The organism is Massilia sp. 9I (assembly GCF_902506415.1).
Taxonomy (GTDB): Bacteria; Pseudomonadota; Gammaproteobacteria; order Burkholderiales; family Burkholderiaceae_D; genus Telluria.
Genome location: NZ_LR733275.1, coordinates 2,090,317 through 2,114,011 on the forward strand (window position 1 = coordinate 2,090,317; position 23,695 = coordinate 2,114,011).

Genomic DNA, 23,695 nt, shown 5'->3' on the forward strand with positions numbered 1-23,695 from the left:
AGGATGCCGCATGAACGGCGTGGAGATGCAGAAGGTCCTGGTCGCCGACGACGACGCGGTGAACCGCGAGGTGCTCGGCGAGCTGCTGAAACCCGAATACACGGTGCTGCTGGCCAAGAACGGCGCCCAGACCCTGGAGCGCGCCGCGCGCCACCTGCCCGACCTGATCCTGCTCGACGTGATGATGCCGGACATGGATGGCTATGAGGTACTGCGGCGCCTGCGGGCCGACGCGCAGACCGCGCACATCGCGGTGATTTTCATCTCCGGCCTGGACCGCCCGGAGGACGAGGCCAACGGCCTCAAGATGGGCGCCTCGGACTACATCACCAAGCCCTTCAACCAGACCGTGGTGATGGCGCGCGTGGCCCTGCACCTGCAGGTGGTGCGCCAGCGCCGCATGCTGGAGCGGCTCGCGAACATCGACAGCCTGACCGAACTGGCCAACCGGCGCCGCTTCGACGAGGTCTACGCGCTCGAATGGCAGCGCGCACGCCGCGCCGGGCGCCCGCTGTCGCTGGCCCTGCTCGACATCGACGCCTTCAAGCAATACAACGACCGCTACGGCCACCCGGCCGGAGACCGCGCGCTGCGCGCGGTGGCGCGGCTGGCGGCAGGCAGCATGCGGCGTCCCGGCGACCTGGCCGCCCGCTACGGCGGCGAGGAGATTGTGCTGCTGCTGCCGGAGACAGGCGCGCCGGAAGCACGCCAGGTCGTGGAGCAGCTGCGCGAGGCCGTCGCCGGCTTGACCATCGCGCACGAGGCTTCGAGCGTGGCGCCGGTGCTCACCGCCAGCGTGGGCGGCGTCACCCTGGAACCGGGCGGCCTGGAGGCCGCATCCGAACTGTTCGAGGCGGCCGACGCCCAGCTCTACCGCGCCAAGCAGGCCGGCCGCAACCGCGTGCTGTGGCGCGAGCCGGACGGCGCCGCCTCTTCCCTTGAAAGTCCCCGACCTTGAGCACTCTTCGCATTCTCGTCCGTCTCCTGGCGCTGCTGCTGGCGATGGCGCTCCTGCCGGCCCAGGCGGCCGGCCTCCAGCTCACCCGCGGCGGCGAGCGCGTCGAAGCCTGGCCCGCGGTGAGCATCCTGCGCGACCCCGGGGGCAAGCTTGATGCCGCCGGCGCGCTTGCCCGCAGCGCGCAGTTCGTGCGTCCCGACACGGCCTACGCCACGCTCGGCATGCAGCCAGGCACCACCTGGGTGCGCATCCCGCTCTCGGTGGCGGCCGACGCCCCGGGCGGCTGGGTGATGCAGATCGACTTCGCCCTGCTCGACGAAGTCGACGTCCACCTTGAAAACGCCGCCGGCCTGCGCCAGGTCGCCAGCCTGGGGCGGATGCAGACACCCGCCGGCGACAGCCTGAAAGGCCGGGTGCCTGCCGCCGTGCTGCGCCTGGCGCCGGGCCAGGACTATACGGTGCTGCTGCGCGTCGCCTCGGTCGGCCCGAAGATCCTGCCGATCAGCTTCAGCCAGCCGCATTCGATCCTGTCCGACGCCCTGTCCGAACAGATCCTGCAGGGCCTCCTGCTGGGACTGCGCATCACCCTGTTCCTGTATGCGGTCGGCCAGTGGCTGACATTGCGCGAGCCGCTGTTCGGCAAATACGCCCTGCTCGCGGCCGGCGTGACCGTCTATTCCGCCTGCTGGTTCGGCACCGCCGGCCAGTACCTGTGGCCAGGCAATGCCTGGCTGCTGGAGCACGCAGCCGGCATCGCCTCCATCATGGCCTCCTGCGGCGCCTACCTTTTTGTCGAGCAGTCGCTGGCGCGCCCGGGGAAGGACCGCATCTTCAGCATCCTGATGAAGACCTTCGCCGGCCTGTGCCTGGTCACCGCCGTCGGCTTCGGCACGGGCCTGATCGGCCACGCCAAACTGGTGCTGATCGTCGGCACCCTCGGCATCATGCCGATGCTGCTCGGCCTGCCCGGGGCCTTCCGCCGCGCCCGCGCCGGCGACCCGGTCGGCACCTACTTCCTGATCGGCTGGGCGGTCGCCTTCGCGTCCTCGCTGATCACGGCGCAGCTCATCAACGGCAAGCAGCCGGCCAACTTCTGGACCATGCACGCACTGGTGTTTGGCAGCACCTTCGACATGCTGGTCTTCATGCGCATCCTCGGGCTGCGCACCAAGGCGATGCAGAGCGCGATGCTGCGCGCCGAGGCGAGCACCCGGATGAAATCGGAATTCCTGGCCAATATGAGCCACGAAATCCGCACCCCGATGAACGCCATCATCGGCATGAGCCGCCTGGCACTGATGCGCGAACCGTCGCCGGCCCTGCGCAACTACCTGGACAAGATCCTGGGCGCGAGCGAGCACCTGATGGGCATCATCAACGACATCCTCGACTTCTCGCGCATCGAGGCGGGCAAGCTGGCGATCGAAGCCGTGCCTTTCAAGCTCGACGACATGTTCGAGCAACTGGGCAGCCTGACCGACGTCAAGCTCGAATCGCGCGGTATCGAACTGATCTTCCGGGTCGGGCCCGGCGTGCCGGCGCGCCTGGTGGGCGACCCGCTGCGCCTGGGCCAGGTCTTGATCAACCTGACCGGCAACGCCGTCAAGTTCACCGAGCACGGCGAGATCGTCGTCGCCGTGGAAGTCCTGAAGCAGGAAGGCCGTCAGGTGACGCTGGGCTTCTCGGTGACCGACACCGGCATCGGCATGACGCCGGAACAGCTCAAGCGCCTGTTCCAGTCCTTCAGCCAGGCCGACAGCTCGACGACCCGCAAGTATGGCGGCACCGGCCTGGGGCTGTCGATTTCGCGCCGCCTGGTGGAGCTGATGGGCGGCGAGATCAGCGTCACCAGCAGCCCGCAGGCCGGCAGCCGCTTCAGCTTCACGCTGCCGCTGGAGCTGCCCGGCGACGCGGCCGCCCTGCGCCCGGCCCTGCTGCCCGACCTGCGCGCGCTGGTGGTGGACGACAGCGCCACCGCGCGCGCCGCCTTGTCCGAGATGCTGGGCGCCCTCGGCCTGCGCGCCGACAGCGTGGCCTCCGGCGAGGAAGCCTTGGTCCTGCTCGCGCGCGCCGCCAACGACGGCCAGCCCTACGGCATCGTGCTGATGGACTACCTGATGCCGGGCCTGGACGGCGTCGCGACCATCCGCCGCATCCGCCACGACGCGCGCGGACAGGCGGGCCGCGCCACGCCGGCGATCCTGATGATCTCGGCCTTCACCCGCGAGGCGGTGCTGGAGCAGCAGGGCGAACTGCCGGTCGATGCCTTCCTCCACAAGCCGGTCGGCCCGGCCCTGCTTTACCACAGCCTGCTGCAGGTGCTGCATCCGCAGGCTGGCAGCGCGGAACCGCCCCGCTCCCCGGGCGCGCCCGACCTGCCGCGCCTGGACGGCGCCCGCATCCTGCTGGCCGAAGACAATGCCAACAACCGCGAAGTGGCGCTCGACTTCATGGCCGCCGCGCGCATGCAGGTCGACGTCGCTTTCAATGGTGTCGAAGCGTTGCGCATGGCGAAAGACGGTGACTACGACCTGGTGCTGATGGACATCCAGATGCCCGAGATGGACGGCCTTACTGCGGCCCGCGAGATCCGCGCCGTCGCGCGCCTGCGCGAACTGCCGATCGTCGCGATGACCGCGCACGCGCTCGACAGCGACCGCGCGCAGAGCCGCGCAGCCGGCATGAACGACCACGTCACCAAGCCGATCGACCCCGACCTGCTGTTCTGCACCCTGCTGAAGTGGATCGACCCGGCCCGGCTGCAGGGCCGTCCGCTGCCGCCGGCCCCGGCCAGTTTGCCCACGCCGGCTCCGGATCCGGCATTGCCGGTCCTGCCCGGAATCGACTGGCGCCTGGCGCTGGAAAGCGTGGACGGCAACCGCCACCGCCTGCAGAAACGCGCAGCCAGCTTCGTGCGCGAGTACGCGAGCGCCCCGGCGATCCTGCGCGAGGCGCTCGCCACCGGCAACTACGCCCCCCTGCAGTCGCTGGCGCACAACCTGAAGTCGGGCGCGGCCTACGTGGGCGCGGTCGAACTGGCGGCCTGCGCGAGCCGGATCGAACAGGAGCTGCGCCTCGGGCAGTTAGAGCGGATCGGGGTGCAGCTGCCGGTGCTGGTGACCGCGGCCGAGATCGTGCTGGCCGGCCTCGCCCGCGTGGCCGCGCCGGTGCTGCCGGGACCGGCCGTCCCGGAGGCGCTGGCAGCCGTCATCGCCCGCCTCGGCGCCTACTTGCGTCACGACGACGCGCGCGCCGAAGACGCCTTGGCCGAGCTCGAGCAGTTACTGGCACACGAACAGGCGCAGACCGTTGCCCCGCCGCTGGCGGCGCTGCGGCGCGCCGTGTCCGACATCGAGTATGGCGCGGCACTGGCGCCGCTCGCCGCCCTGGCAGCGCAACTCGAGGCCACCAGCCACCAGGGCTAGCTTCAGCCTCGGCAGACCAGGCCGAAGCGGGTCGCCTCGCAGCCGCGCTTCAGGCAGGCGGTGGCGTGGTAGCCCGCGGCGCGGCACAGGCGCAGGGTCTCGGTGAGCGGATTGTCGACCGGTGGCGGCGCCGGTTCCTGGACCACGGCGCGCGGCGGCGCCGGCCTGGTGGAGGGTTTGGCGCGCGCCAGCATCCGTTCACGAGGTGGCTTCGGCACGGCTTTCTTCACTACCGGACGCTCACGCTTCACCGGTACGGCGGCAAGCGGCCGGCGTTCCGGCGCAATCTTCACCACGGGTTTCTCTTCCGGCGGCGCGACCGCGGGCAAGGCGGCGACCGGCTCGGGCGGCAGCATCCGGAGCGGTGGCAGCTCGGCTTCCACCGGCGTCGGTACAGGGTCCGGGATCGGCGCCGCCGCCACCAGGGGTGCGACCGGCGCCTGCGCCACGGGTGCAGGCGTATGGTCGGCCACCACGGCCAGCGTCGATTCCACCTGGGTCTCGCGGTACATCCACGCGGCGGTGGCGACCACGGCCGCCAAGGCGCCCAGGCCTGCCGTCCAGCCAAGCGCCTTGCGGCCCCAGCGTTCTGTCCAGGGTGCGGGTTCGGGCGGCAAGGGCCTGGCCCAGTCCGGATGGGGGCTGGAGAACGAAGCGACTTCCGGCGCGATTGTCGGGGCCGGGCGCGGCGCTTCCGGCGCCGGCGTGGCCTGTGCCCGTGGTGGTGGCGATGCGGCGCGGCTGCGCCAGACGCCCGCGCGCTGGCGCGAACGCGGCTCGGGAGCCGCGGCTGGCGCCGCAGCCTCGACTGGCCGTACGGGACGTACCGGCCGCGCCGGCAAGGGCGACTGGCTGTCGCCGAAATCTTCCAACAACTGGTTCTTCATGGGCGAGGCCTGCTTTCGAACAAGCCGAGTGTAGCCCAATCATCGGAATCTTGCGTGCTGCAGTGCGGCACGCACGCCACACCAGCCGGGCCTCAGGCCTTGGCCGGGCGGTGCGTAATGACGCGGTAGATATACCAGGCCAGCAGGATGCCGAAGATGCCCTTCGACACCGGGTCGACGTATTTCGCCACCTGTTCGTAATTACTTTCAAGCAGGTACCCGGCGCCGGTCAGGACGCCGGTCCAGGCCAGCGATCCGATCGATGAGAACAGCAGGAACTGGCCCAGCGACATGCAGGCAAGGCCGGCCGGGACCGAGATCAGGGTGCGGATGGCGGGAATCAGGCGGCCGAACAGCACCACGGAACGCCCGTGTTTGTCGAAGGCGGCGATGGATTTGTCGATGTCCTCGCCGGTGACGGTCATCCAGCGCGCGTGGCGGTCGGCGAATTTCTTCAGGCGTTCCTTGCCGTACACGCGGGCGCCGTAGTACCAGGGCAAGGCGCCGGCGATCGAGCCGGCGGTGCCGGCCGCCAGCACGCCCACCACGTTCAGGTCGCCCCGCGCGGCGACGAAGCCGGCGAAAGGCATGATCAATTCCGAAGGAATGGGAGGGAAGATATTTTCGAGCGCCATCAGAAGGAAGACGCCCAGGTAGCCGCTACTTTGCAGGAATTCGGTAATGAACTTGAACATGGTCGATCGCCAGTGACATGGTTGAGGCGACGTTATCATGTTGTCATAAATGCTTGCGCCCGCCTGAAGCTCCGGTACCATGCGGCATTCGCCGTAAGCACTTTCACAAGAACAAAGGATTGCAATTGCTGAAGCTCAGCCTGGATGCCCTCGAGATCGTCGAAACCATCGCCCGCAAGGGGTCCTTCGCCGGCGCCGCGAAGGAACTGTTCCGTGTTCCCTCTACCATTTCGTATACCGTCTCCAAGCTCGAAGACGACCTGGGCGTGCGCCTGTTCGACCGCTTCGGACCCAAGGTGGCCCTGACGCCGGCCGGCAAGGAGTTGCTGAAGGAAGGCCGCTACCTGCTGCGCGCCGCCGGCGACCTCGAGTCGCGCGTGCGCCGCGTCGCCTCCGGCTGGGAAACCGAGCTGTCGATCGGCATGGATTCGATGCTCTCGCCCAGCGGGCTGGAACCGGACATCGCGGCCTTCTACGAGGTCGCCGACCAGACCCGCCTGCGCCTGGTGCGCGAGGTGCTGTCCGGGACCTGGGATGCGCTGCTCGACCGCCGGGTCGACCTGCTGGTGGGCGCCGCCGGCGAAGGCCCTTCGGGCGGGGGCTACACGGCCGAGCCGATCGGCAGCAGCAGCTTCGTGTTCGCAGTGGCCCCGAGCCATCCGCTGGCGGCGATCGACCGCCCGCTCGACAAGGCGGATTTGCTGGACTACCGCGCGGTCGCGGTGTCGGACTCGGCGCGCCAATTGGGCCCGCGCACCGTAGGCCTGCTGTTCGGCCAGGACATGCTGGCGGTGCCGGACATGGAGACCAAGTACTCCTTCCAGCTGCGCGGCATCGGCTTCGGCTTCCTGCCCGAAGCCTGGGCCCGTCCCGCCGTCGAGGCCGGCCTGCTGGTGGAAAAACAGGTGGTCGAACCGAAGCCGGACGAGACTTTCTACCTGGCCTGGCGCAGCGGCGAGGAAGGCGCGGCCCTGGGGTGGTGGCTCAAGCGCCTGCGCGAACAGTCGCCCTTTGACCGCATGATGGCGCGCCACTGCCACGAGGCAGAGCGCGCCGCCCAGTTAGGGGCGACATAGACGAAGCTACTCTTGGGGTGCAGTGCGCCGATCCATGCGCCAGGGTTCAGCTGGCTTCGGTCGTGATGTCGATAGTGCCCGTCAGGGTTTTATGCACGGGGCACTTGTTCGCGATTTCGGTCAGGCGCTGGCGCTCTTCCGCTCCCAGCGCGCCGACGTACTCGATGTGGCGCTGGAAGGCGTAGCCACCGTCGCGCGGACCATGGGCGATGCGCACCCGCACGTCGTCCAGCTGCATGCCCTTGCGCCGGGCGTACATCGTCACCGTCAGCGTCGTGCAGGCAGCGAGCGCGGCGGCTAGCAGGTCGTGCGGTTCCGGCCCCGTGTCCTCGCCGCCGAAGGCTTCCGGCGCATCGCTCAGCAGCTGGTGCCGGCCGACCGTGATCACCTGCTGCAGCTTGCCCTGTCCTTTTTGTGCGCTCACTTCCATAGCATTCCCCTTGTCGTTTTGGCTTACTGCGGCAGATCGAAGACCAGGATTTCGGCCGCTTCGGCCTGCTCCAGGCGCACCGCATCTTCCTCGGTGACTTTCAGCGCGTCGCCGCCCTGCAACTGCACGCCGTTGACCGTGGCGCGGCCGCGGATCACGTGGACATAGGCCTGGCGCCCTTCGGCCAACTGGTGGCTCAGCGCATCGTCACCGTTCATGATGGTGGCGTAGATCGACGCATCCTGGCGCATCGACACCGAACCTTCGCGGCCGTCATGCGAGGCGATCAGGCGCAGGCGGCCCTGCTTCGACGCGGTATCGAAATGCTTTTCTTCGTAGCCCGGCGGCTCGTTGGTGGTGTTTGGCTCGATCCATATCTGCAGGAAGTGCACGCCCTCTTCCTTCGAGTGGTTGAACTCGCTGTGCACCACACCGCTGCCGGCGCTCATGCGCTGGACGTCGCCGTAACGCAGCACCGAACCGTTGCCCATGCTGTCCTTGTGCTCCAGCGCGCCTTCCAGCACGTAGGAGATGATTTCCATGTTGCGGTGACCGTGCGACTCGAAGCCGCGGCCGGGCGACACATGGTCCTCGTTGATGACGCGCAGCGGACCGAAGCCCATGTGCTTCAGGTCGTAGTAGTGGCCGAACGAGAAGCTGTGCTGGGATTTCAGCCAACCGAAGCTGGCGGCGCCGCGTTCATTGCTTTTACGTACGTTCAACATGGTGTTCTCCTTGTGTGTTGGTTGACCATCGAAGGCTTCGATCATCAGCGTCCTGCCGTCTGGCCTAGCGCTGCGTCGCTTTGTTCGATGCGATGGAGCCATTATGCGCGTCGAGCGGAGAATTGAAAAACGAGTAATTTACCGGCTATCCATCGAATTTTTCGATCATGAGAGACGCAGGTCGGCGTCGGCAGCGAACAGTTCGCCGAGCCAGCCGGCGAAGGCCTGCAGGCGGGCACTGGCCATGCGACCCTGCGGGTAGACCAGCGAGACCGGCATGCTGGTCGGCGCCACGCCCGGCAGCACCTCGACCAGCCCGCCGCTCTCCAGCCAGGGCCGCGCCTGGTAGCGGCCGACCTGGGCCAGGCCCAGGCCCTGCAAGGCGCACAGCAGGTTGGCTTCGGCGTCGTTCACTGCGATCGCGCTGCGCAGGGCCAGCTTGTGCGTAAGGCCGGCGTCATGCAGTTCCCAGTCGAAAGCGCGCCTGGTGCGTCCTGAAAAGTGGACGATGCCCTCGTGTCCTTCGAGTTCGGCGAGCGTGGCCGGGTTGCCGTGCGCCGCCAGGTAGGCCGGCGCGGCGGCGATCAGGAAGCGCATGCTGCCCAGTGGCCGCGCGACCAGGGACGAATCCTGCAGGACGCCCACCCGCACGGCGCAGTCGAGCCCTTCCTCGGTCAGGTCGACCAGGCGGTCGCTGAGGGTGATGGTGAGGGCGATGCCGGGATAGGCGGCGCGGAACTCCCCCAGGCGCGGCACGATGCGCGCGCGCCCCAGGGTGCCCGGCAGTTCGACCCGCAGCAAGCCCTGCGGCCCCTTGCCCTGCTCGCCGAGGAAGGGCGCTTCGGCGGCCTCGATCGCGGCCAGGATCTCGGCGCACTGCTGATGGTAGCGTTCGCCCTCGGGCGTGAGCGACAGCCGGCGGGTGGTCCGCTGCAGCAGGCGTGTGCCCAGGTGCGCTTCGAGCGCCTGCATGCTGGCGGTAAGCGAGGCGCGCGGCAGGTTCAGGGTCTCGGCCGCCTTGGTGAAACTGTTCGCCTCGACGATCCGCACGAACACCTGCATCGCCTTGATTCGGTCCATGTCGCTCCGGATGGCTGTGTGAATGCTCCGATTATGCCGCAGCGCGGGCGCTCCGGGCGTGCTCCCCCGCAGCGCGCCCTGTGGTCTAATCTTCGAATCGCACCACATGGAGCCATCGATGCAGCCTGCCCCCAACCCCATTGAGCTCGACGAAGACACGCTCGCCTTTGTACGCGGCGTTTTCCAGCACGCGCGGGCCGGCGACACGGAAGCGCTGGGCGCCCTGCTGGCCCAGGGCCTGCCGCCGAACCTGCGCAACGAACGCGGCGACAGCCTCCTGATGCTGGCCTGCTACCACGGCCACGCCGACACGGCGCGCGTGCTGCTCGAGCACGGGGCCGATCCGGAACTGATGAACGACGCCGGCCAGACTCCGCTCGCCGGGGCTGCCTTCAAGGGCGACCTGGCGGTAGCGACCCTGCTGCTGGACCATGGCGCGCGGGTCGATACCGCCGGCCCGAACGGCAAGCAGGCCCTGATGTTCGCGGCCATGTTCAACCGGGTCGAGATCACGCAACTGCTGCTGGCGCGCGGCGCCGACCCGCGGATAGCCGATGCCGACGGTGTCAGCGCCCTGGCGGCGGCGCAGCGCATGGGCGCCGGCGACACCGCGGCGCTGCTGGCCGGCCAGCTGGGTTGACCCGGCAATTCGTTTGCCTGCGGCAAGATTGCAAACTATCCCTGGTTCTGGCGTAATACATCCAAGCAAAGACCAAGGGAGCCAGGATGGAAAGACCCCGCATTCCACTCGATGAAGCACAGCGCCTCGCCGCCCTGCACGCGACCCGGCTGCTGGGCAGCGCCCCCGAGGAAACCTTCGACCGTATCACGCGCACCGCGGCGCGCCTGCTCGACGTCCCGATCGCCCTGGTGTCCCTGATCGACAAGGACCGCCAATGGTTCAAGTCGCGCACCGGGCTGGACGCCTGCGAAACCTCGCGCGACGTCTCCTTCTGCGGCCACGCCATCCTGGCCGACGAGCCCATGGTGGTGCCCGACGCCGCCCAGGATGCCCGCTTCGTCGACAACCCGCTGGTCACCGGTTCGCCCCATCTGCGCTTCTACGCCGGCGTGCAGCTGTATTCGGTCGACCGCAAGAAGATCGGCACCCTGTGCGTCATCGACCGCAAGCCGCGCGCGCTCGCCCCCGGCGAACTGGACGCGCTGCGCGACCTGGCGCGCATGGTCGAACAGCTGGTCTACCACCGCCAGCTGGCGATGGCGGCGCAGTCGCTGAGCGAACGGCTGGCGGACGAATGCGCGGCGGCGGGCAGCACGGGCAAGGCCGCCCCGAGCGGCGAACTGGCCTGGCTGGTGGCGCATGACCTGCTCACCGGCCTGCCGAACCGCCAGGCCATGCTGCGCGCCATCCAGCACAGTATCGCCGGCTGGCGCCAGGACGGCACGCCGGCACTGGTCGCCTGCATCAACGTCGACCGCTTCAAGCGCTTCAACGAAACGCTGGGCCACCGCGCCGGCGACGAGATCCTGGTAGCGCTGGCTACCAACCTGCAGTCGCTGCTGCGCGAAGGCGACATGCTGGCGCGCGCCGGCAGCGACGAATTCCTGGTGCTGCTGCATGCACGCGGCGAGCACCCGGAACCCGAGCGCGCGCTCGACCGCATCAGTGCGGCGGCCAAGCGCGCGGTCCCGATCCCGGGCGGCGAGATCGCGCTCACCTGCAGCATCGGCACCACCTTGCTGCCGCAGGACGGCGAGGATGCCGACGCCCTGCTCAACAACGCCGTGACCGCGATGCGTCACGCCAAGGCGCAGGGCCGCGGCGCCATCGTGCGCTTCACACCCGACCTGCGCACCGAACACGGCAGGCGCCTGACACTGGAGAGCCATCTGCGGCGCGCCATCGCGCAGGACGAGCTGTTCGTGCAGTACCAGCCCAAGGTCGACCTGCGCAGCGGCACCCTGGCCGGCTTCGAAGCCCTGGTGCGCTGGCGCCATCCGGAATACGGCGTCATTCAGCCGGACGAATTCATCCCCATCGCCGAGGAAAGCGGCATGATCGTGCCGATCGGCGAATGGGTGCTGCGCACCGCCGTGGCCCAGCTTGCCACCTGGCGCGCGGAGGGGCTGCCGCTGGCGCCGGTCGCGGTCAACCTGTCGGCGCGCCAGTTCCTGCAGAGCGACGTGATCGCCATGGTCAGCGCGCAGCTGGACCAATCCGGCCTGGCGCCCGAGCTGCTGGAGCTGGAGCTGACCGAAAGCGTGTCGATGGCCGACCCTGAACGCAGCGTGGTGGTGATGCGCGGGCTGGGCGAGCTCGGCGTCATGCTGAGCATCGACGATTTCGGCACCGGCTATTCCAGCTTCGGCTACCTGCGCCGCCTGCCGCTCGACAAGCTCAAGATCGATAAGTCCTTCGTGCAGGACATGGCCTCGAGCGCCGAATCGTCCGCCATCGTGCAGGCGATCGTCGCGATGGCGCACCGGCTGCAGCTGGCCGTGATCGCCGAAGGGGTCGAGACCGCCGACCAGGTCGCGGCGCTGCGCAGGGCGGACTGCGACCAGATCCAGGGCTACTACTATTCGAAGCCGCTGTCAGTGGAGGACTGCGCGGATTTCATCCGGCGCTACGCAGCCGAACCGGCGGCCGGCTGAGTCTTGGCCGCGCGGGCCGGCTTGCCGATATAATCCTTGGGTTGCACCACCCAACCGAAGGATGACGATGAAAGCACTGCCACTCTCCCTGCTCCTGCTGTCCGCTACTGCGCTGGCCGACGACGCCTCGATCATGAAATGCCGTACGTTGGCCGATACTGCCGCACGCCTGGCCTGCTACGACGCGATCCAGGTCGGCGTGAAGCCTGCCGTCGCCACCGCCGCACCGGTGCGCAAGGAAGAGAACTTCGGCATGGAAGTGAAGAAGCAGCGCGAGGCAGAACCGAAGTCGATCACCAGCACCGTCGCCGGCGAGTTCCAGGGCTGGGGTCCGGGTTCGCAGATCCGCCTCGCCAACGGCCAGGTCTGGCGCATCATCGACGGCAGCGAAGCGGTGCTGCCGCGCACGCGCGACGCCAAGGTCACGATCGAGCGCAACCTGTTCGGTACCCTGTTCCTCAAGGTCGACGGGACGAACAGTTCGGCGAAGGTGCGCCGGGTCCAGTAAGCGTGCGCACCATGTAACGCGCCACGCCCGGGTAGGTCGCCAGCGCGGCGCGCGCATCCCCGCCGTCCACCTCGGCGGCCTCGTAGCCAAGCGCTTTCCAGAAGCCGGCGGTGTCCTGTACCGAGACCAGCGCCGAGGAGCGCAGGCCGTGCGCGCGGGCCAGCAGATATTCCACCAGGCGCCGCGCCAGGCCGCGGCCATGCGCACGCGGCGCCACCGACAGGTCATGCAGGTAAAGCGTGTCGGCATCGCGGGCCGGCGCGAATTCCGCACCGAGCGGAGTCACCATTCCCAGGCTGCTCGGGTAAGCGAACAGGTAGCCGCACACGCCCTCCGCGTCCTGCGCCACCACGCAGCACTCGCCCGCCGCCCGCAGGCGCGCCAATACCACCGCGGCCGCTTCCTGCATCGCAGGCGGATAGCACGCGGCTTGCACCGCCAGGACCGCATCGAGATCGTCGGCGCGCATGGCGCGCAGGTGGAATGGGTATGCGTGCTGCATGGGAGGTCGGCTCAAAGGGCGCGATGGTAGCACGCTCACCCCGGCCTTCGTATTTCGTCCCCGCTCCTTCGTTCTTCGTCACCATCCACTTCCTCGAGCGCCGGCGCCTTCCTACACTGACTACGTTGCCGTATAGTATTCACAAGAGGAGAGCATCATGTGGCGCAAGCTGGTCGATTGGTATGACAAGATGGAAGCGGAACAACTGGCCGTACTGGAGCGTCCGGAGCTGGCCGCCAGCACGCCGGCCGGCTGGCGGCGCTGGACCAACTGCAAGCTGGCGACGATGTCGCCGATCGAGCGCATGCAGCTGCATGCCTTCTGCACCACCTATCGCGGCGCACGCCTGTGGAAGGCACTGGGCAAGTTTGCCGCAGCCTTTACGCTGGCCGGGGTACAGATGCACCTTGTCTTCGGCAAGTCCAACTGGTTCGGATCGCTCTTCATCGCCAACCTGGTCGGCTTCGCGCTGCTGGCGGGATGCGTTGGCGTCTGGTTCAATTCCGGGGAGATCATGCGCATCAAGCGCAAGCTGGTGCTGCGTACGATCGCGGGTGCACTGCTCGGCGCCGTGGGGTCCTTCGCGTTCCTGATGGTGTCCCATGGACGGCCCATCGAACACCTGTTCACCCGCCTGCCGAAGCTGGTGGGCGGCGCGGTGCTGGCGGGCATGGTGGTGGCGATGCCGATGCTGCTGATCGGCGCGTTTCGCCGCCACCAGCACAAGCTCCTGGCCGCCCAGTTGCAGCGCGACGCCGAACGCGAGCGCCTGGGGCGCGAACTGAGCGAATCCAAGCTGCGCATGCTGCGCGCCCAGATCGAACCGCACTTCCTGTTCAACACCCTCGGCGCCGTGCAGCAGCTGGCGGCCGACGGCGCCCCGCGCGCCGCAGCCCTCACGGCCGACCTGATCGCCTTCCTGCGCGCCAGCTTCAGCGACATGCGCACCGAAACGGTCAGCCTGGCAAGCGAATTCACCACCGTCGGGTCTTACCTGCGTGTAATGCAGGCCCGCATGGGCGCCCGCCTGCGCTTCGAACTGTCGCTGCCCGACTCCCTGGCGCGCACCGAAGTGCCGAGCATGATCGTCCTGACCCTGGTGGAGAACGCGATCAAGCACGGCATCGAGCCGGCGCTGCGCGGCGGCGAGATCCGCGTGACCGCCCTCGACGGCGGCGGCAGCATCCGCATCTGCGTGCACGACAGTGGCGTCGGCATGAGCGACACGCCCGGCAGCGGCGCCGGCCTGGACAACGTGCGGCGGCGCCTGCAGCTGGCCTACGGCGACGCCGCCGGCCTGGTGCTGCGCGACCTTGACCCTGGCCTGGGCGCAGAGCTGACGGTACCGGTCCAGGTAAAGGAGGCAGCATGACCCGCGTCCTGATCGCCGAAGACGAACCGCTGATGCGCGAGCGCCTGGCCGGCTTGCTGGCCGCTTGCTGGCCCGAGGCCGAAGTGGTGGCGCTGGCCGAGAACGGCAACGACGCCTGGGACGGCTTCCTCGAACACGAGCCGGATGTGGTCTTCCTCGACATCCGCATGCCGGGCCTGTCGGGCCTGGAGGTGGCCGAGCGCATCGGCGACAGCGCCCACGTGGTGTTCGTCACGGCCTACGACCAGTATGCGGTTGATGCCTTCGACGCCGGTGCGGTGGACTATCTGCTCAAGCCGGTCCAGGCCGACCGCATGGAGCGCGCCGTGTCCCGCATCCGCGCCAAACTGAGCAAGCCGCCAGCCGACCTGGGCGACCTGCTGCGCCACCTGAAGACCGCCCTGCCTGGCGCGCCCACCGAGAAGATGAAGTGGATCAAGGCGACGGTCGGCAAGCAGATCCGCCTGATCGATGTCGACGAAGTGCTGTTCTTCCAGTCCGACACCAAGTACACCCGGGTCGTCCTGCCGGATTCGGAAGCGCTGGTGCGCATCCCGCTGAAAGACCTGCTGGGTGGCCTCGACCGCGACCGCTTCTGGCAGATCCACCGCGGCACCCTGGTCAATGTTGGCGCCATCGCGGCGGTGGAACGGGTCGACGCCGAACGCATGCAGGTGCTGCTGCGCGGCTGCAGCGAAAAGCTGCCGGTGAGCCGGACCTTCACGCACCTGTTCCGCGACTAAACTCAACCGGGGTCAGGTCTAACATTTCTACACGAACGCTACCGTGGCGATCGTAGCAACTGACGAGCTCGTGTGGGTTTGTTAGACCAGACCCTCGGTGTTTCGCGTATAGTCCCCCAGTAAACTCAACCGGGGTCAGGTCTAACATTTCTACACGAACGCTACCGTGGCGATCGTAGCAACTGACGAGCTCGTGTGGGTTTGTTAGACCAGACCCTCGGTGTTTCGCGTATAGTCGCCGAGCGCCTCCACCAGCGCATCGAACGTAACCCGGCAACGCGGACTGTCGCGCAGGTCTTCGTGCATGGTCACCCAGGTTTCCAGCTCCAGGGAAAACGCTTCCGGCAGCAGGCGCACCAGCGCGGGCGAGCGCCGCGCGAGCGCCGCCTGGCAAACGCCGATGCCGGCGTCCGCGCGGATCAGGGCCAGCTGCGCGGCGTCGCTGTCGGTGCGCAAGGCCAGGCGCTCGCGGGCGAACTGGGGCCAGCGCTTCAGTGCCGCGCGCACGAAGGGAGTGGGCCGGTCGTAGCCGATCAAGGAATGTTGTGACAGCTCGTCCAGGCTGGCGGGAGCGCCATGGCGCGCCAGGTAGGCGCCGCTCGCATGCAGGCCCAGCTCGACGCTGCCGATGCGGCGCGCCACCAGCTGGTCCTGGCTCGGCCGTGTCATGCGCACCGCGACGTCGGCTTCGCGCTGCAGCAGATCCTGCACCTCGTTCGACAGCACCAGCTCGACCTTCAGTTCCGGGTAGCGCTCGCGCAGACGTCCCACCACCTGAGGCAGGACCTCCAGGCCGATCACTTCGCTGGCCGTGACGCGCACCACGCCGCGCACGCCATCCCCATAGCTGGCGGCGGTGCGCTCGAGCGCTGCCGCCGTGCTTTCCATGGCCTGCGCGTGCGGACGCAGCACCAGCGCCGCCTCGGTCGGCAGCAGGCCGGTTTGCGAGCGCGTGAACAGCGCCAGGCCGAGCGCGCCCTCGAGCGTGGCGATATGGCGCCCGACCGTCGGCTGCGCCACGCCGAGCACCCGCGCCGCACCGGACAGCGAACCTTCGCGCAGCACGCCAAGGAAGGAGCGGTACAACTCCCATTCGATCATCATCACTCCTATACAAAAATGCATAGTCGTTAGTACATGCCATGCAATTCCATTTAGCGCGAGCATGAGCGAAGATGAGCTCAACGTCAACCACGGGAGTTCATCATGCAACAACAGGAAACGGCATTGGTACTGGGCGCGAACGGCGGCATCGGCGGCGAGGTCGCACGCCAGCTGCTGGCGGCCGGATGGCAGGTGCGCGCGCTGACCCGGCGCGCGGCGCCCGCAGCGGCAGGCGCCGTCACGTGGATCCGGGGCGACGCCTTGGTCGCCGCCGACGTGCTGGCGGCGGCGCGAGGCTGCAGCGTCATCGTCCACGCGGTGAATCCGCCCGGCTACCGCAACTGGGCCGAGCAGGTTGTGCCGATGCTGGAGCACAGCATCGCTGCCGCCGAGGCAGTGGGTGCCAGCATCCTGCTTCCGGGGACGGTCTACAACTACGGGCCGGACGCCTTTCCCCTCGCAGACGAAGACGCGCCCCAGCACCCGGAAACGCGCAAGGGCCGGCTGCGGGTGAAGATGGAAGCGGAGCTCGAGGCGTGGTGCCGGCGCGGCGGCCGAGCCCTGGTGGTGCGGGCCGGCGACTATTTCGGTCCACGCTCCGGTAACAGCTGGTTTTCCCAGGGCCTGCTCAAGCCCGGGCGCCCGCTCACCCGTATCGCCAACCCGGGCAGCGCGGGCGTGGGCCACCAATGGGCCTACCTGCCGGACGTCGCCGCCGCCATGGTGGCCCTGCTGGCGCGCCGTGAAGCTCTAGCGCCCTTCGCACGCTTCCATCTGGCCGGGCACTGGGACCCCGACGGCAGCGCCATGGCCGACGCCATCCGGCGGGTGGCGGCCCGCCATGGACTCGCCGTGCGCGGCAGCGTCTTTCCCTGGTGGCTGGTGCGCCTGGCGGCGCCGTTCAATGAGACCATGCGCGAATTGCTGGAAATGCGCTATTTGTGGCAGCGGCCGCTGCGGCTGGAGAATGCACGGCTGCTGGCGGAACTCGGCGCCGAGCCGCACACGCCGCTCGACCTGGCTGTGGAGCGCACGCTTGCCGGCCTGGGTTGCCTGCCCCTGACCCATCCCGCAGCCGCCCCGGCACCGACGCGCGCGGATCCGTCATTTTTGGACTTGTAAAATTGCCTCTGTTATATAATTCACACAGGAGTCCGACTGTCTGTGGATGTTGGCCTTCTCTTTGATACGAGGGCCCGGATGACGACAGGAAGCAGCAAGGAAGGACGGCAACGCCTGCCGCACGACGAGGAGTCCGGACACGGCCAGAGCGAGGGCGTACTCAGTTCTGGTCAGCTCGAAGGCAGCGCCTACAATCCGCTCGGCGACCCAGGCATCCGCCACTGGCAGGCGAGCCACATCACCCGCCCCGGCTTCGAGGAGCGCGGCAACATCTTCTTTGCCGCCATCGAGATGACCCGGATGCCGATGGTGGTCACCGATCCGAACCAGCCGGACAATCCGATCGCGTTCGTCAACCGCGCCTTCCTCGACCTCACCGGTTACGCGGAGCAGGACGTCCTCGGCCGCAACTGCCGCTTCCTGCAGGGCGAGCAGACCGACCCGCACACCGTCGAGGAAATCCGCGCCGCCCTGCGCGAACAGCGCGCGGTCGCGGTCGATGTCCTCAATTACAAGGCCGACGGCCGGCCGTTCTGGAACGGCCTGTTCATCGGCCCCGTGTTCGACGAGCAGGGCAAGCTGCTGTACTACTTCTCCTCGCAGATGGACATCACGCGCCGCCGCGTCTCCGAGCAGTCCTACCTGCAGGCGCAGAAGATGGAAGCGATCGGCCAGCTCACGGCCGGCCTGGCGCACGACTTCAACAACCTGCTGCAGGTGGTCGCCGGCAACCTGGAACTGGCCGCCGCCGATCTGGACGACCGCGTCACGGTCGGCCAGGCCATCGACCGCGCCCGCCTGGCCAGCGAAAAGGCGGGCAAGCTCACCCAGCAGCTGCTCACCTTCGCGCGCAAGCAGCGCCTCGAACCCAAGCGCCTGAACCTGAATTCGCTGGTGGTCGAGTTCAGCGAGATGCTGGTGCGGACCCTGGGCGACAAGGTCGACCTGCACCTCGACCTGAAGCCCGGCCTGCCCTCCTGCACGCTGGATCCGACCCACATGGAGATGGCGCTGCTGAACGTCCTGATCAACGCGCGCGACGCCATGCCCGACGGCGGCAAGGTCAGCGTCGCCACCTCGACCATGGACGACCCGGAAAAGCTCGAACGCCTGCACCTGGCGCCCGGTCGCTACGTGGTGCTGTGCGTAATCGACCACGGCGAAGGCATGTCGCCGGAAGTCGCGGCGCGCGCCACCGAACCCTTCTTCACCACCAAGGGACCCGGCACCGGCCTCGGGCTGGCGATGGTGCACGGCTTCGTGCAGCAGTCGCACGGCCGACTGGAGATCGAAAGCGCGCCGCAACGGGGCACCACCATCCGCATGGTGTTCCCGCAGGCGGCGAAATCCGGCCTGGAGATCATGGGCGAGCGCGCCGGCAACGGCGCCAAATGGACGCCCGAAGCCATCCTCGGCAAGCGCACGGTGCTGGTGGTCGACGACAGCGAAGAAGTACGCGAGCTGGCCGAGACCCACCTGCGCGCCAGCGGCTACCGGGTGCTGGGCGCCCCGAGCGGCGAAGCGGCGCTCGAGATGATGGAGCGCTACGGCAGCATCGACCTGCTGTTCACCGACATCATCATGCCGGGCGGGATGAACGGCTTGCGCCTGGCCGAGCTGGCGCGCGAGCGCCAGCCGGACGTGCCGGTGCTGCTGGCCACCGGCTACATCGACGCGCTGCCGGCCGTGAAGGGCGAAGCGACCGCCTTCCCGATCATGACCAAGCCCTACCGCCTGAACGAGCTGGCCGAGCGCATCCGCCTGGCCTTGAAAGTAGAAAAACGCTCGCAGTCGCCCGTTGACCCGGCGGCGGGCTTCACCCACGAGGGCTGACGACGATGACGCACATCCTGCTGGTCGACGACGAAGAAGCGATCGCCTATGTGTTCAAGCGTTACCTGGAACGGGCCGGCTACCGGGTCACGGCGACCATCAGCCCGATCGACGCGCTGGCGCTCGGCAGCGCCGGGGGCGTGGACATGCTGGTCACCGATTTCCGCATGCCCGGCATGACCGGCGCCAGCCTGATCGCGCGCCTGCGCGAACTGCACCCCTCGCTGCCGGCCCTGATCGTGACGGCCTACGGCGCCGAGGTCGGCGCGGCGGCGCCGGGAGTCCAGGTGCTGAGCAAGCCGCTGGCGCCGCAGGTGCTGGTCGACGCGGTGACGCAGGCGCTCGCGCCCGCCGGGGCCTCCTGAGCGCTGGCGCCGACGCGTGCGCGTCTTGACGGCGCCAGCCGCATCGTCCATGCTAGTAGAATGACAAGGTCTGCATCGTCCACGAGGCTTGCATGCCGGCGCGACCAGCATGCGGCCACCCGCCGCAGGCCTTGATCGCCACCACCAACCGACAAGACCGCATTCACAGGACGACCGCATGACCCCGAACGACAGCGCGAGGGCGCCCCACGCCCCGACCGAATACATCCTCAACGCCAGCTGCCGCGCCGGCATCGGCATCGTGGCCGCCGTCGCCACCTTCCTGGCCGAGCGCGACTGCTACATCTGCGCGCTGGAGCAGTTCGACGACGACTCCACCGAGCGCTTCTACATGCGCGCCGTGTTCCGGCTGCAGGCAGGCTCGCCGTCCATCGAGAACATCCGCGAGCAGTTCGGCGCAGGCTGCGGCGCGCGCCTGGAGATGCAGTGGAAAATCCACGATCCGGCCGACCCCGTCAAAACCGTGATCATGGTCTCGAAGGACGACCACTGCCTCGACGACCTGCTCTACCGGCGCCGCAACGGCGAACTGAATATGCAGATCACGGCGGTGGTCTCGAACCACCTCGACCTGCGCCCGATGGTCGAACGCGAGGGTATCCGCTTCATCTTCCTGCCGGTGACGAAGGAGAGCAAGGCGCAGCAGGAAGCGCGGCTGCTGGAAGTGGTCGAGGAGACCGGCGCCGAGCTGGTGATCCTGGCGCGCTACATGCAGATCCTGTCGGACGAGCTGGCGCGCCGCCTGGCCGGCCGCTGCATCAACATCCACCACTCCTTCCTGCCCGGCTTCAAGGGCGCCAAGCCCTACCACCAGGCCTTCGACCGCGGCGTCAAACTGATCGGCGCCACCGCCCACTACGTCACGCCTGACCTGGACGAAGGGCCGATCATCGAGCAGATGGTCACCCGCGTGGACCACAACTTCCGTCCCGAGCAGCTGGTGCGCGTCGGCCGCGACAACGAATGCATGGCGCTGGCGGCGGCGGTGAAGTTCCACATCGAACGCCGCGTGTTCCTGCACGGGAACAAGACCATCGTCTTCCGCGGGCCGTAACGCCTTCAGCGCGCCGCATCCTTGTCGATGCGCTGCTGCAGCAGCCACAGGCGCGCGTAGGCGCCCTTGCGGCGCAGCAGCTCCGCGTGCGTGCCCTGCTCGATGATGCGGCCGCGGTCCATCACCACGATCGCGTGCGCATTCACGATGGTCGACAGGCGGTGCGCGATCACCAGGGTGGTGCGGTCCTGCGACAGTCGGTCCAGCACGCGCATGATGGCGTGTTCCGAGTCGGCGTCCAGCGCCGAAGTGGCCTCGTCGAAGATCAGGATCCGCGGGTCCTTCAGGAGCGCACGGGCGATCGCGATGCGCTGTTTCTCGCCGCCCGACAGGTTGACGCCGCGTTCTCCCACCGGCGCGTCGTAGCGTTCAGGCAGCGATTCGATCACCTCGTGCAGATGGGCCGCGCGGGTGGCTGCGACGACCTCCTCGCGCGTGCTGCCTTCGCGCCCGTACGCAATGTTGTTGCCGATGGTGTCGTTGAACAGGGCCGCGTCCTGCGGCACCACCCCGATCGCCTGGCGCACGCTGGCCGCGCTGGACTGGCGGATGTCCTGGCCGTCGATCAGGATGCGTCCGTTGGTCGGGTCGTAGTAGCGCAGCAGCAGGCGCGCCAGGGTCGACTTGCCGGATCCGCTGCGACCGACCACGGCCAATGTGGTGCCGGGCGCAATGCGCAGGCTGACGTCGACCAGCACCGGGCGCGCCGCCTCGTAATGGAAGCTGACATGCTCGAACAGCACCTCGCCCGGGCCGGGCCGCAGGGGCGGTGCGTCCGGCGGATCGTCGATCTCGGGCCGCTCGCGCAGCAGTTCGAACAGGCGCTCCGCGTTGACCCAGGCATCGCGCGCCTCGCGGTAGACAAACCCGAGCGCGTTGAGCGGCAGGCAGACCTGCAGCGCATAAGCGTTGATCAGGACCAGGTCGCCCACGCTCATCTCCCGCGCCATTACCGCCTGCCCGGCCAGCACCATGATCGCGGCCACGCCGAGGGCGATGATCGCACTCTGGCCGACGTGCAGCGTGAACAGGGCGCGCTGGTTGGCGGCGCCAGCCTCGCGCCAGTCACCCATGATGGCGGCGAAGCGGCGCGCCTCGCGTGCCTCCCCATTGAAATACTTGACCGTGTCGTAGTTCATCAGGCTGTCCGCCAGCCGTCCCTTGGCGGTGGAATCGAGCTTGTTGACGCGGCGCTGGTAGACCACGCGGCGCGCCGTAAACACCAGCGTGAAGCCGGCATAGAACAGGAAGGTGACCAGGATGATCCCCGCGAAACCGGTGGCGTAGCGGTTCAGCATGATCGCCAGCACCAGCCCGATCTCGACCAGGGTGGGAACGATGGTGAACAGGCCGACCCCGAGCAGGAAGGCGATGCCGCTGGTGCCGCGGTCGATGTCCGGCAGCAGGCTGCCGAGCTTGCGCCGGGCATGGAAGCGCGGTCCCAGCGCGTGCAGGTGCGAGAAAGTTTTCTGCGCATAGGCCGACACGGCGGCCAGGGTAACGCGCACGAACAGCAGGTCGCGCCACTCGTTGAACAGGGTCGACGAAAAGCGCAGTAGCGCATAGCCCACCAGCAGGTAGAGCGGCAGGCGCTCCGGTAGTAAGGCCTGGGAAAAGGCGTCGATGATCCGCTTGAGCAGCAGCGGCACCGCCACCGTGGCCAGTTTGGCAACCAGCAGCAGCACCACGGCCGCCACGATGCGCCAGCGGTGGTGCCCGAGCACGGCCCATAGCTCGGCGCTGATGCCCCCGCCCCCTCCTGCTTCCTTCATCGCCATCCCCTGGAGTCGATGGAGTTGGACAACGAAGAGGCAGCAAGCGTTCGCATCGCCTGCCACGAACCGGCCCGGCTTCACGCCACGGGTATCGCAATTCGATACTCCAGCGCCAACACCATGCTACCTCACCGGCTTTTCTTGCAAGCATCATCGGGGATGGCGATCATGCCAACACCCTAACCAAGGAGCTGAACATGAAACGGATCATCCTCGCTGCCCTGCTCGGCCTTGCCTGCAGCGCCTCCCAGGCGGCCGGCAACGGCCAGTCGGACCTGTCGAACGCCAGCGCCAACCTGTCCGGCGTGGTCATCGGCGGTTCCATCCTGACCATCGCCGCCACCGGCAGCGTGGTGGTGGCCAGCGTCAAGACGGTCGGCGACGGCGTCGAGGTGGTGCTGGAGAACGTGGTCGACGCCAGCCGCGCCACGCTGCGCCTATCCGGCAAGGTCGCGGGCGGCGTCTCGCTGGCAGTCGGCACCACGCTGGAAGTGGTGACCGCCTCGACCGGCTATGTGCTGGTGGCGTCGGGCAAGGCGCTGGCCTTTATCCCGAACGAAGCGGGCAAGGTCCTGCTGCACCATTCGCGGGTCGGCTGATGCGTCCCCTGCTCCCCGCCGCCGCCCTGGCCGGCCTGCTGCTGGGCGGACTGGCGCACGCCGGCCAATCCTGCGAAGAACGGCCGCTGAAAGCTCACGAAGTCGTGCTGTCGATGGACCTGGCCCAGCGTACCGTGCAGGCGCTCGACGCCAGCGGCGCCCAGGTCGCCCTGGTGTCGCGCGCCGGCCAGGACCTGAGCAAGTACCGCCTGCGTTATTCGCACATGGGGATCGCGGTGCGCGACCATCCCGAGGGGCGCTGGACCGTCGTGCACGAGCTGAACGACTGCGGCACGGCCGCTTCGGGCCTGTACAACGAGGGCATGGGCAACTTCTTCCTCACCGATCTGTACCGCTTCGAGACGCAGCTGGTGATTCCGGGGCCGGACACCCAGGCCAGGCTGGCGAAGCTGATCGCCACCCGTACTCCGCTGCGCCTGCACGAGCCGCATTACAACATGCTTGCCTACGTGTATTCGACCAAGTACCAGAACTCGAACCAGTGGGTGCTGGAGACGCTGGCTGCAGCGGCGGCGCCCGACCGCCAGGTCGAGACCCGTGCGGAGGCCCAGAAATGGCTGCGCTCGATTGGCTTCCAGCCGCCCACCATCGAGGTGCCGGCAGCGGTACGGCTGGGCGCGCGCATGTTCCGCGCCAATGTCGCGTTCGACGATCATCCATTCGACCGACGCATGGCGGGCCAGATCGACACCGTCAGCACCGATGCCGTTGTACGGATGATACGCATGGTGGATCCGCAGGCGAGAACGCTCACTGTGGATTGAGGAGGCCGCTCGCGATCGTA

22 protein-coding genes are annotated in these 23,695 nt (G+C 68.2%); 14 read left to right on the plus strand and 8 right to left on the minus strand.

Features of this window, described 5'->3' with window-relative positions:
• Positions 1-10 precede the first annotated feature (10 nt).
• Positions 11-958, plus strand: coding sequence for a diguanylate cyclase (locus GV068_RS09485; protein WP_159697083.1), 948 nt, complete (start codon positions 11-13; stop codon positions 956-958).
• A complete protein-coding gene (locus GV068_RS09490) occupies positions 955-4,383 on the plus strand; it encodes a hybrid sensor histidine kinase/response regulator (RefSeq protein ID WP_229463968.1) in 3,429 nt (1,142 codons plus the stop codon). The genes GV068_RS09485 and GV068_RS09490 overlap by 4 nt, the downstream gene beginning before the upstream one ends.
• A gap of 2 nt (positions 4,384-4,385) precedes the next feature.
• On the opposite strand, the gene GV068_RS09495 is transcribed toward GV068_RS09490, so the two are convergent.
• Together GV068_RS09495 and GV068_RS09500 are read right to left on the minus strand one after the other, a co-directional pair.
• Complete coding sequence (locus GV068_RS09495) at positions 4,386-5,270, minus strand: hypothetical protein (protein WP_159697084.1); 885 nt, start codon at positions 5,268-5,270, stop codon at positions 4,386-4,388.
• Between the two features lie 92 nt (positions 5,271-5,362).
• Positions 5,363-5,965 (minus strand): DedA family protein, encoded by a 603-nt coding sequence (locus GV068_RS09500; protein ID WP_159697085.1) that lies wholly within the window; start codon positions 5,963-5,965, stop codon positions 5,363-5,365.
• Between the two features lie 125 nt (positions 5,966-6,090).
• Here GV068_RS09500 and GV068_RS09505 point away from each other — a divergent pair, with 125 nt between their 5' ends.
• Positions 6,091-7,041, plus strand: coding sequence for a LysR family transcriptional regulator (locus tag GV068_RS09505; RefSeq protein WP_159697086.1), 951 nt, complete (start codon positions 6,091-6,093; stop codon positions 7,039-7,041).
• Between the two features lie 46 nt (positions 7,042-7,087).
• On the opposite strand, the gene GV068_RS09510 is transcribed toward GV068_RS09505, so the two are convergent.
• From GV068_RS09510 to GV068_RS09520, 3 genes are all read right to left on the minus strand, one after another.
• On the minus strand, positions 7,088-7,471 hold the full coding sequence (locus GV068_RS09510) for an OsmC family protein (RefSeq protein ID WP_159697087.1): 384 nt from the start codon (positions 7,469-7,471) through the stop codon (positions 7,088-7,090).
• A gap of 23 nt (positions 7,472-7,494) precedes the next feature.
• Positions 7,495-8,196 (minus strand): pirin family protein, encoded by a 702-nt coding sequence (locus GV068_RS09515; protein ID WP_159697088.1) that lies wholly within the window; start codon positions 8,194-8,196, stop codon positions 7,495-7,497.
• A 165-nt stretch (positions 8,197-8,361) separates the two neighbouring features.
• Positions 8,362-9,276 carry a LysR family transcriptional regulator gene (locus GV068_RS09520; RefSeq protein ID WP_159697089.1) on the minus strand — a complete coding sequence of 305 codons (915 nt, stop codon included), beginning with the start codon at positions 9,274-9,276 and terminating at the stop codon, positions 8,362-8,364.
• 118 nt (positions 9,277-9,394) lie between these two features.
• Between GV068_RS09520 and GV068_RS09525 the strand changes: the two genes are divergently transcribed.
• From GV068_RS09525 to GV068_RS09535, 3 genes are all read left to right on the plus strand, one after another.
• A complete protein-coding gene (locus tag GV068_RS09525) occupies positions 9,395-9,916 on the plus strand; it encodes an ankyrin repeat domain-containing protein (protein WP_159697090.1) in 522 nt (173 codons plus the stop codon).
• An 86-nt stretch (positions 9,917-10,002) separates the two neighbouring features.
• Complete coding sequence (locus GV068_RS09530) at positions 10,003-11,892, plus strand: bifunctional diguanylate cyclase/phosphodiesterase (RefSeq protein ID WP_159697091.1); 1,890 nt, start codon at positions 10,003-10,005, stop codon at positions 11,890-11,892.
• A 67-nt stretch (positions 11,893-11,959) separates the two neighbouring features.
• Positions 11,960-12,400, plus strand: coding sequence for a hypothetical protein (locus tag GV068_RS09535; protein WP_159697092.1), 441 nt, complete (start codon positions 11,960-11,962; stop codon positions 12,398-12,400).
• Here GV068_RS09535 and GV068_RS09540 read toward each other — a convergent pair.
• A complete protein-coding gene (locus tag GV068_RS09540; protein ID WP_201303269.1) occupies positions 12,351-12,902 on the minus strand; it encodes a GNAT family N-acetyltransferase in 552 nt (183 codons plus the stop codon). The two genes, GV068_RS09535 and GV068_RS09540, sit on opposite strands and share 50 nt — an antisense overlap.
• 157 nt (positions 12,903-13,059) lie before the next feature.
• Here GV068_RS09540 and GV068_RS09545 point away from each other — a divergent pair, with 157 nt between their 5' ends.
• Both GV068_RS09545 and GV068_RS09550 read left to right on the plus strand, forming a co-directional pair.
• Positions 13,060-14,274: a sensor histidine kinase gene (locus GV068_RS09545; RefSeq protein WP_159697093.1), complete on the plus strand. Its 1,215-nt coding sequence runs from the start codon at positions 13,060-13,062 to the stop codon at positions 14,272-14,274.
• Positions 14,271-15,017: a LytTR family DNA-binding domain-containing protein gene (locus GV068_RS09550; protein WP_159697094.1), complete on the plus strand. Its 747-nt coding sequence runs from the start codon at positions 14,271-14,273 to the stop codon at positions 15,015-15,017. The genes GV068_RS09545 and GV068_RS09550 overlap by 4 nt, the downstream gene beginning before the upstream one ends.
• Positions 15,018-15,221: 204 nt before the next feature.
• Here GV068_RS09550 and GV068_RS09555 read toward each other — a convergent pair whose 3' ends face one another.
• Positions 15,222-16,121: a LysR family transcriptional regulator gene (locus tag GV068_RS09555; protein WP_373888412.1), complete on the minus strand. Its 900-nt coding sequence runs from the start codon at positions 16,119-16,121 to the stop codon at positions 15,222-15,224.
• A gap of 102 nt (positions 16,122-16,223) precedes the next feature.
• Here GV068_RS09555 and GV068_RS09560 point away from each other — a divergent pair, with 102 nt between their 5' ends.
• From GV068_RS09560 to purU, 4 genes are all read left to right on the plus strand, one after another.
• The gene (locus tag GV068_RS09560) at positions 16,224-17,243 is read left to right on the plus strand and encodes an NAD-dependent epimerase/dehydratase family protein (RefSeq protein ID WP_159697095.1); all 1,020 of its coding nucleotides are present in this window, start codon (positions 16,224-16,226) and stop codon (positions 17,241-17,243) included.
• Between the two features lie 78 nt (positions 17,244-17,321).
• Entirely contained in the window at positions 17,322-19,076 is a 1,755-nt protein-coding gene (locus GV068_RS09565) for a histidine kinase famiy protein (RefSeq protein ID WP_159697096.1), read from the plus strand.
• Between the two features lie 5 nt (positions 19,077-19,081).
• Positions 19,082-19,441, plus strand: coding sequence for a response regulator (locus GV068_RS09570; RefSeq protein ID WP_159697097.1), 360 nt, complete (start codon positions 19,082-19,084; stop codon positions 19,439-19,441).
• A gap of 178 nt (positions 19,442-19,619) precedes the next feature.
• On the plus strand, positions 19,620-20,516 hold the full coding sequence (purU, locus tag GV068_RS09575) for a formyltetrahydrofolate deformylase (protein WP_159697098.1): 897 nt from the start codon (positions 19,620-19,622) through the stop codon (positions 20,514-20,516).
• Positions 20,517-20,521: 5 nt separating this feature from the next.
• On the opposite strand, the gene GV068_RS09580 is transcribed toward purU, so the two are convergent.
• Positions 20,522-22,288, minus strand: a complete 1,767-nt coding sequence (locus GV068_RS09580) for an ABC transporter ATP-binding protein/permease (protein ID WP_229463970.1) — start codon at positions 22,286-22,288, stop codon at positions 20,522-20,524.
• Positions 22,289-22,488: 200 nt separating this feature from the next.
• On the opposite strand from GV068_RS09580, the gene GV068_RS09585 reads away from it, so the two are divergent.
• Positions 22,489-22,890 (plus strand): hypothetical protein, encoded by a 402-nt coding sequence (locus GV068_RS09585; RefSeq protein ID WP_159697100.1) that lies wholly within the window; start codon positions 22,489-22,491, stop codon positions 22,888-22,890.
• Entirely contained in the window at positions 22,890-23,675 is a 786-nt protein-coding gene (locus GV068_RS09590) for a DUF2145 domain-containing protein (protein WP_159697101.1), read from the plus strand. Before GV068_RS09585 ends, GV068_RS09590 begins: the two co-directional genes overlap by 1 nt.
• Positions 23,676-23,695: the final 20 nt, after the last annotated feature.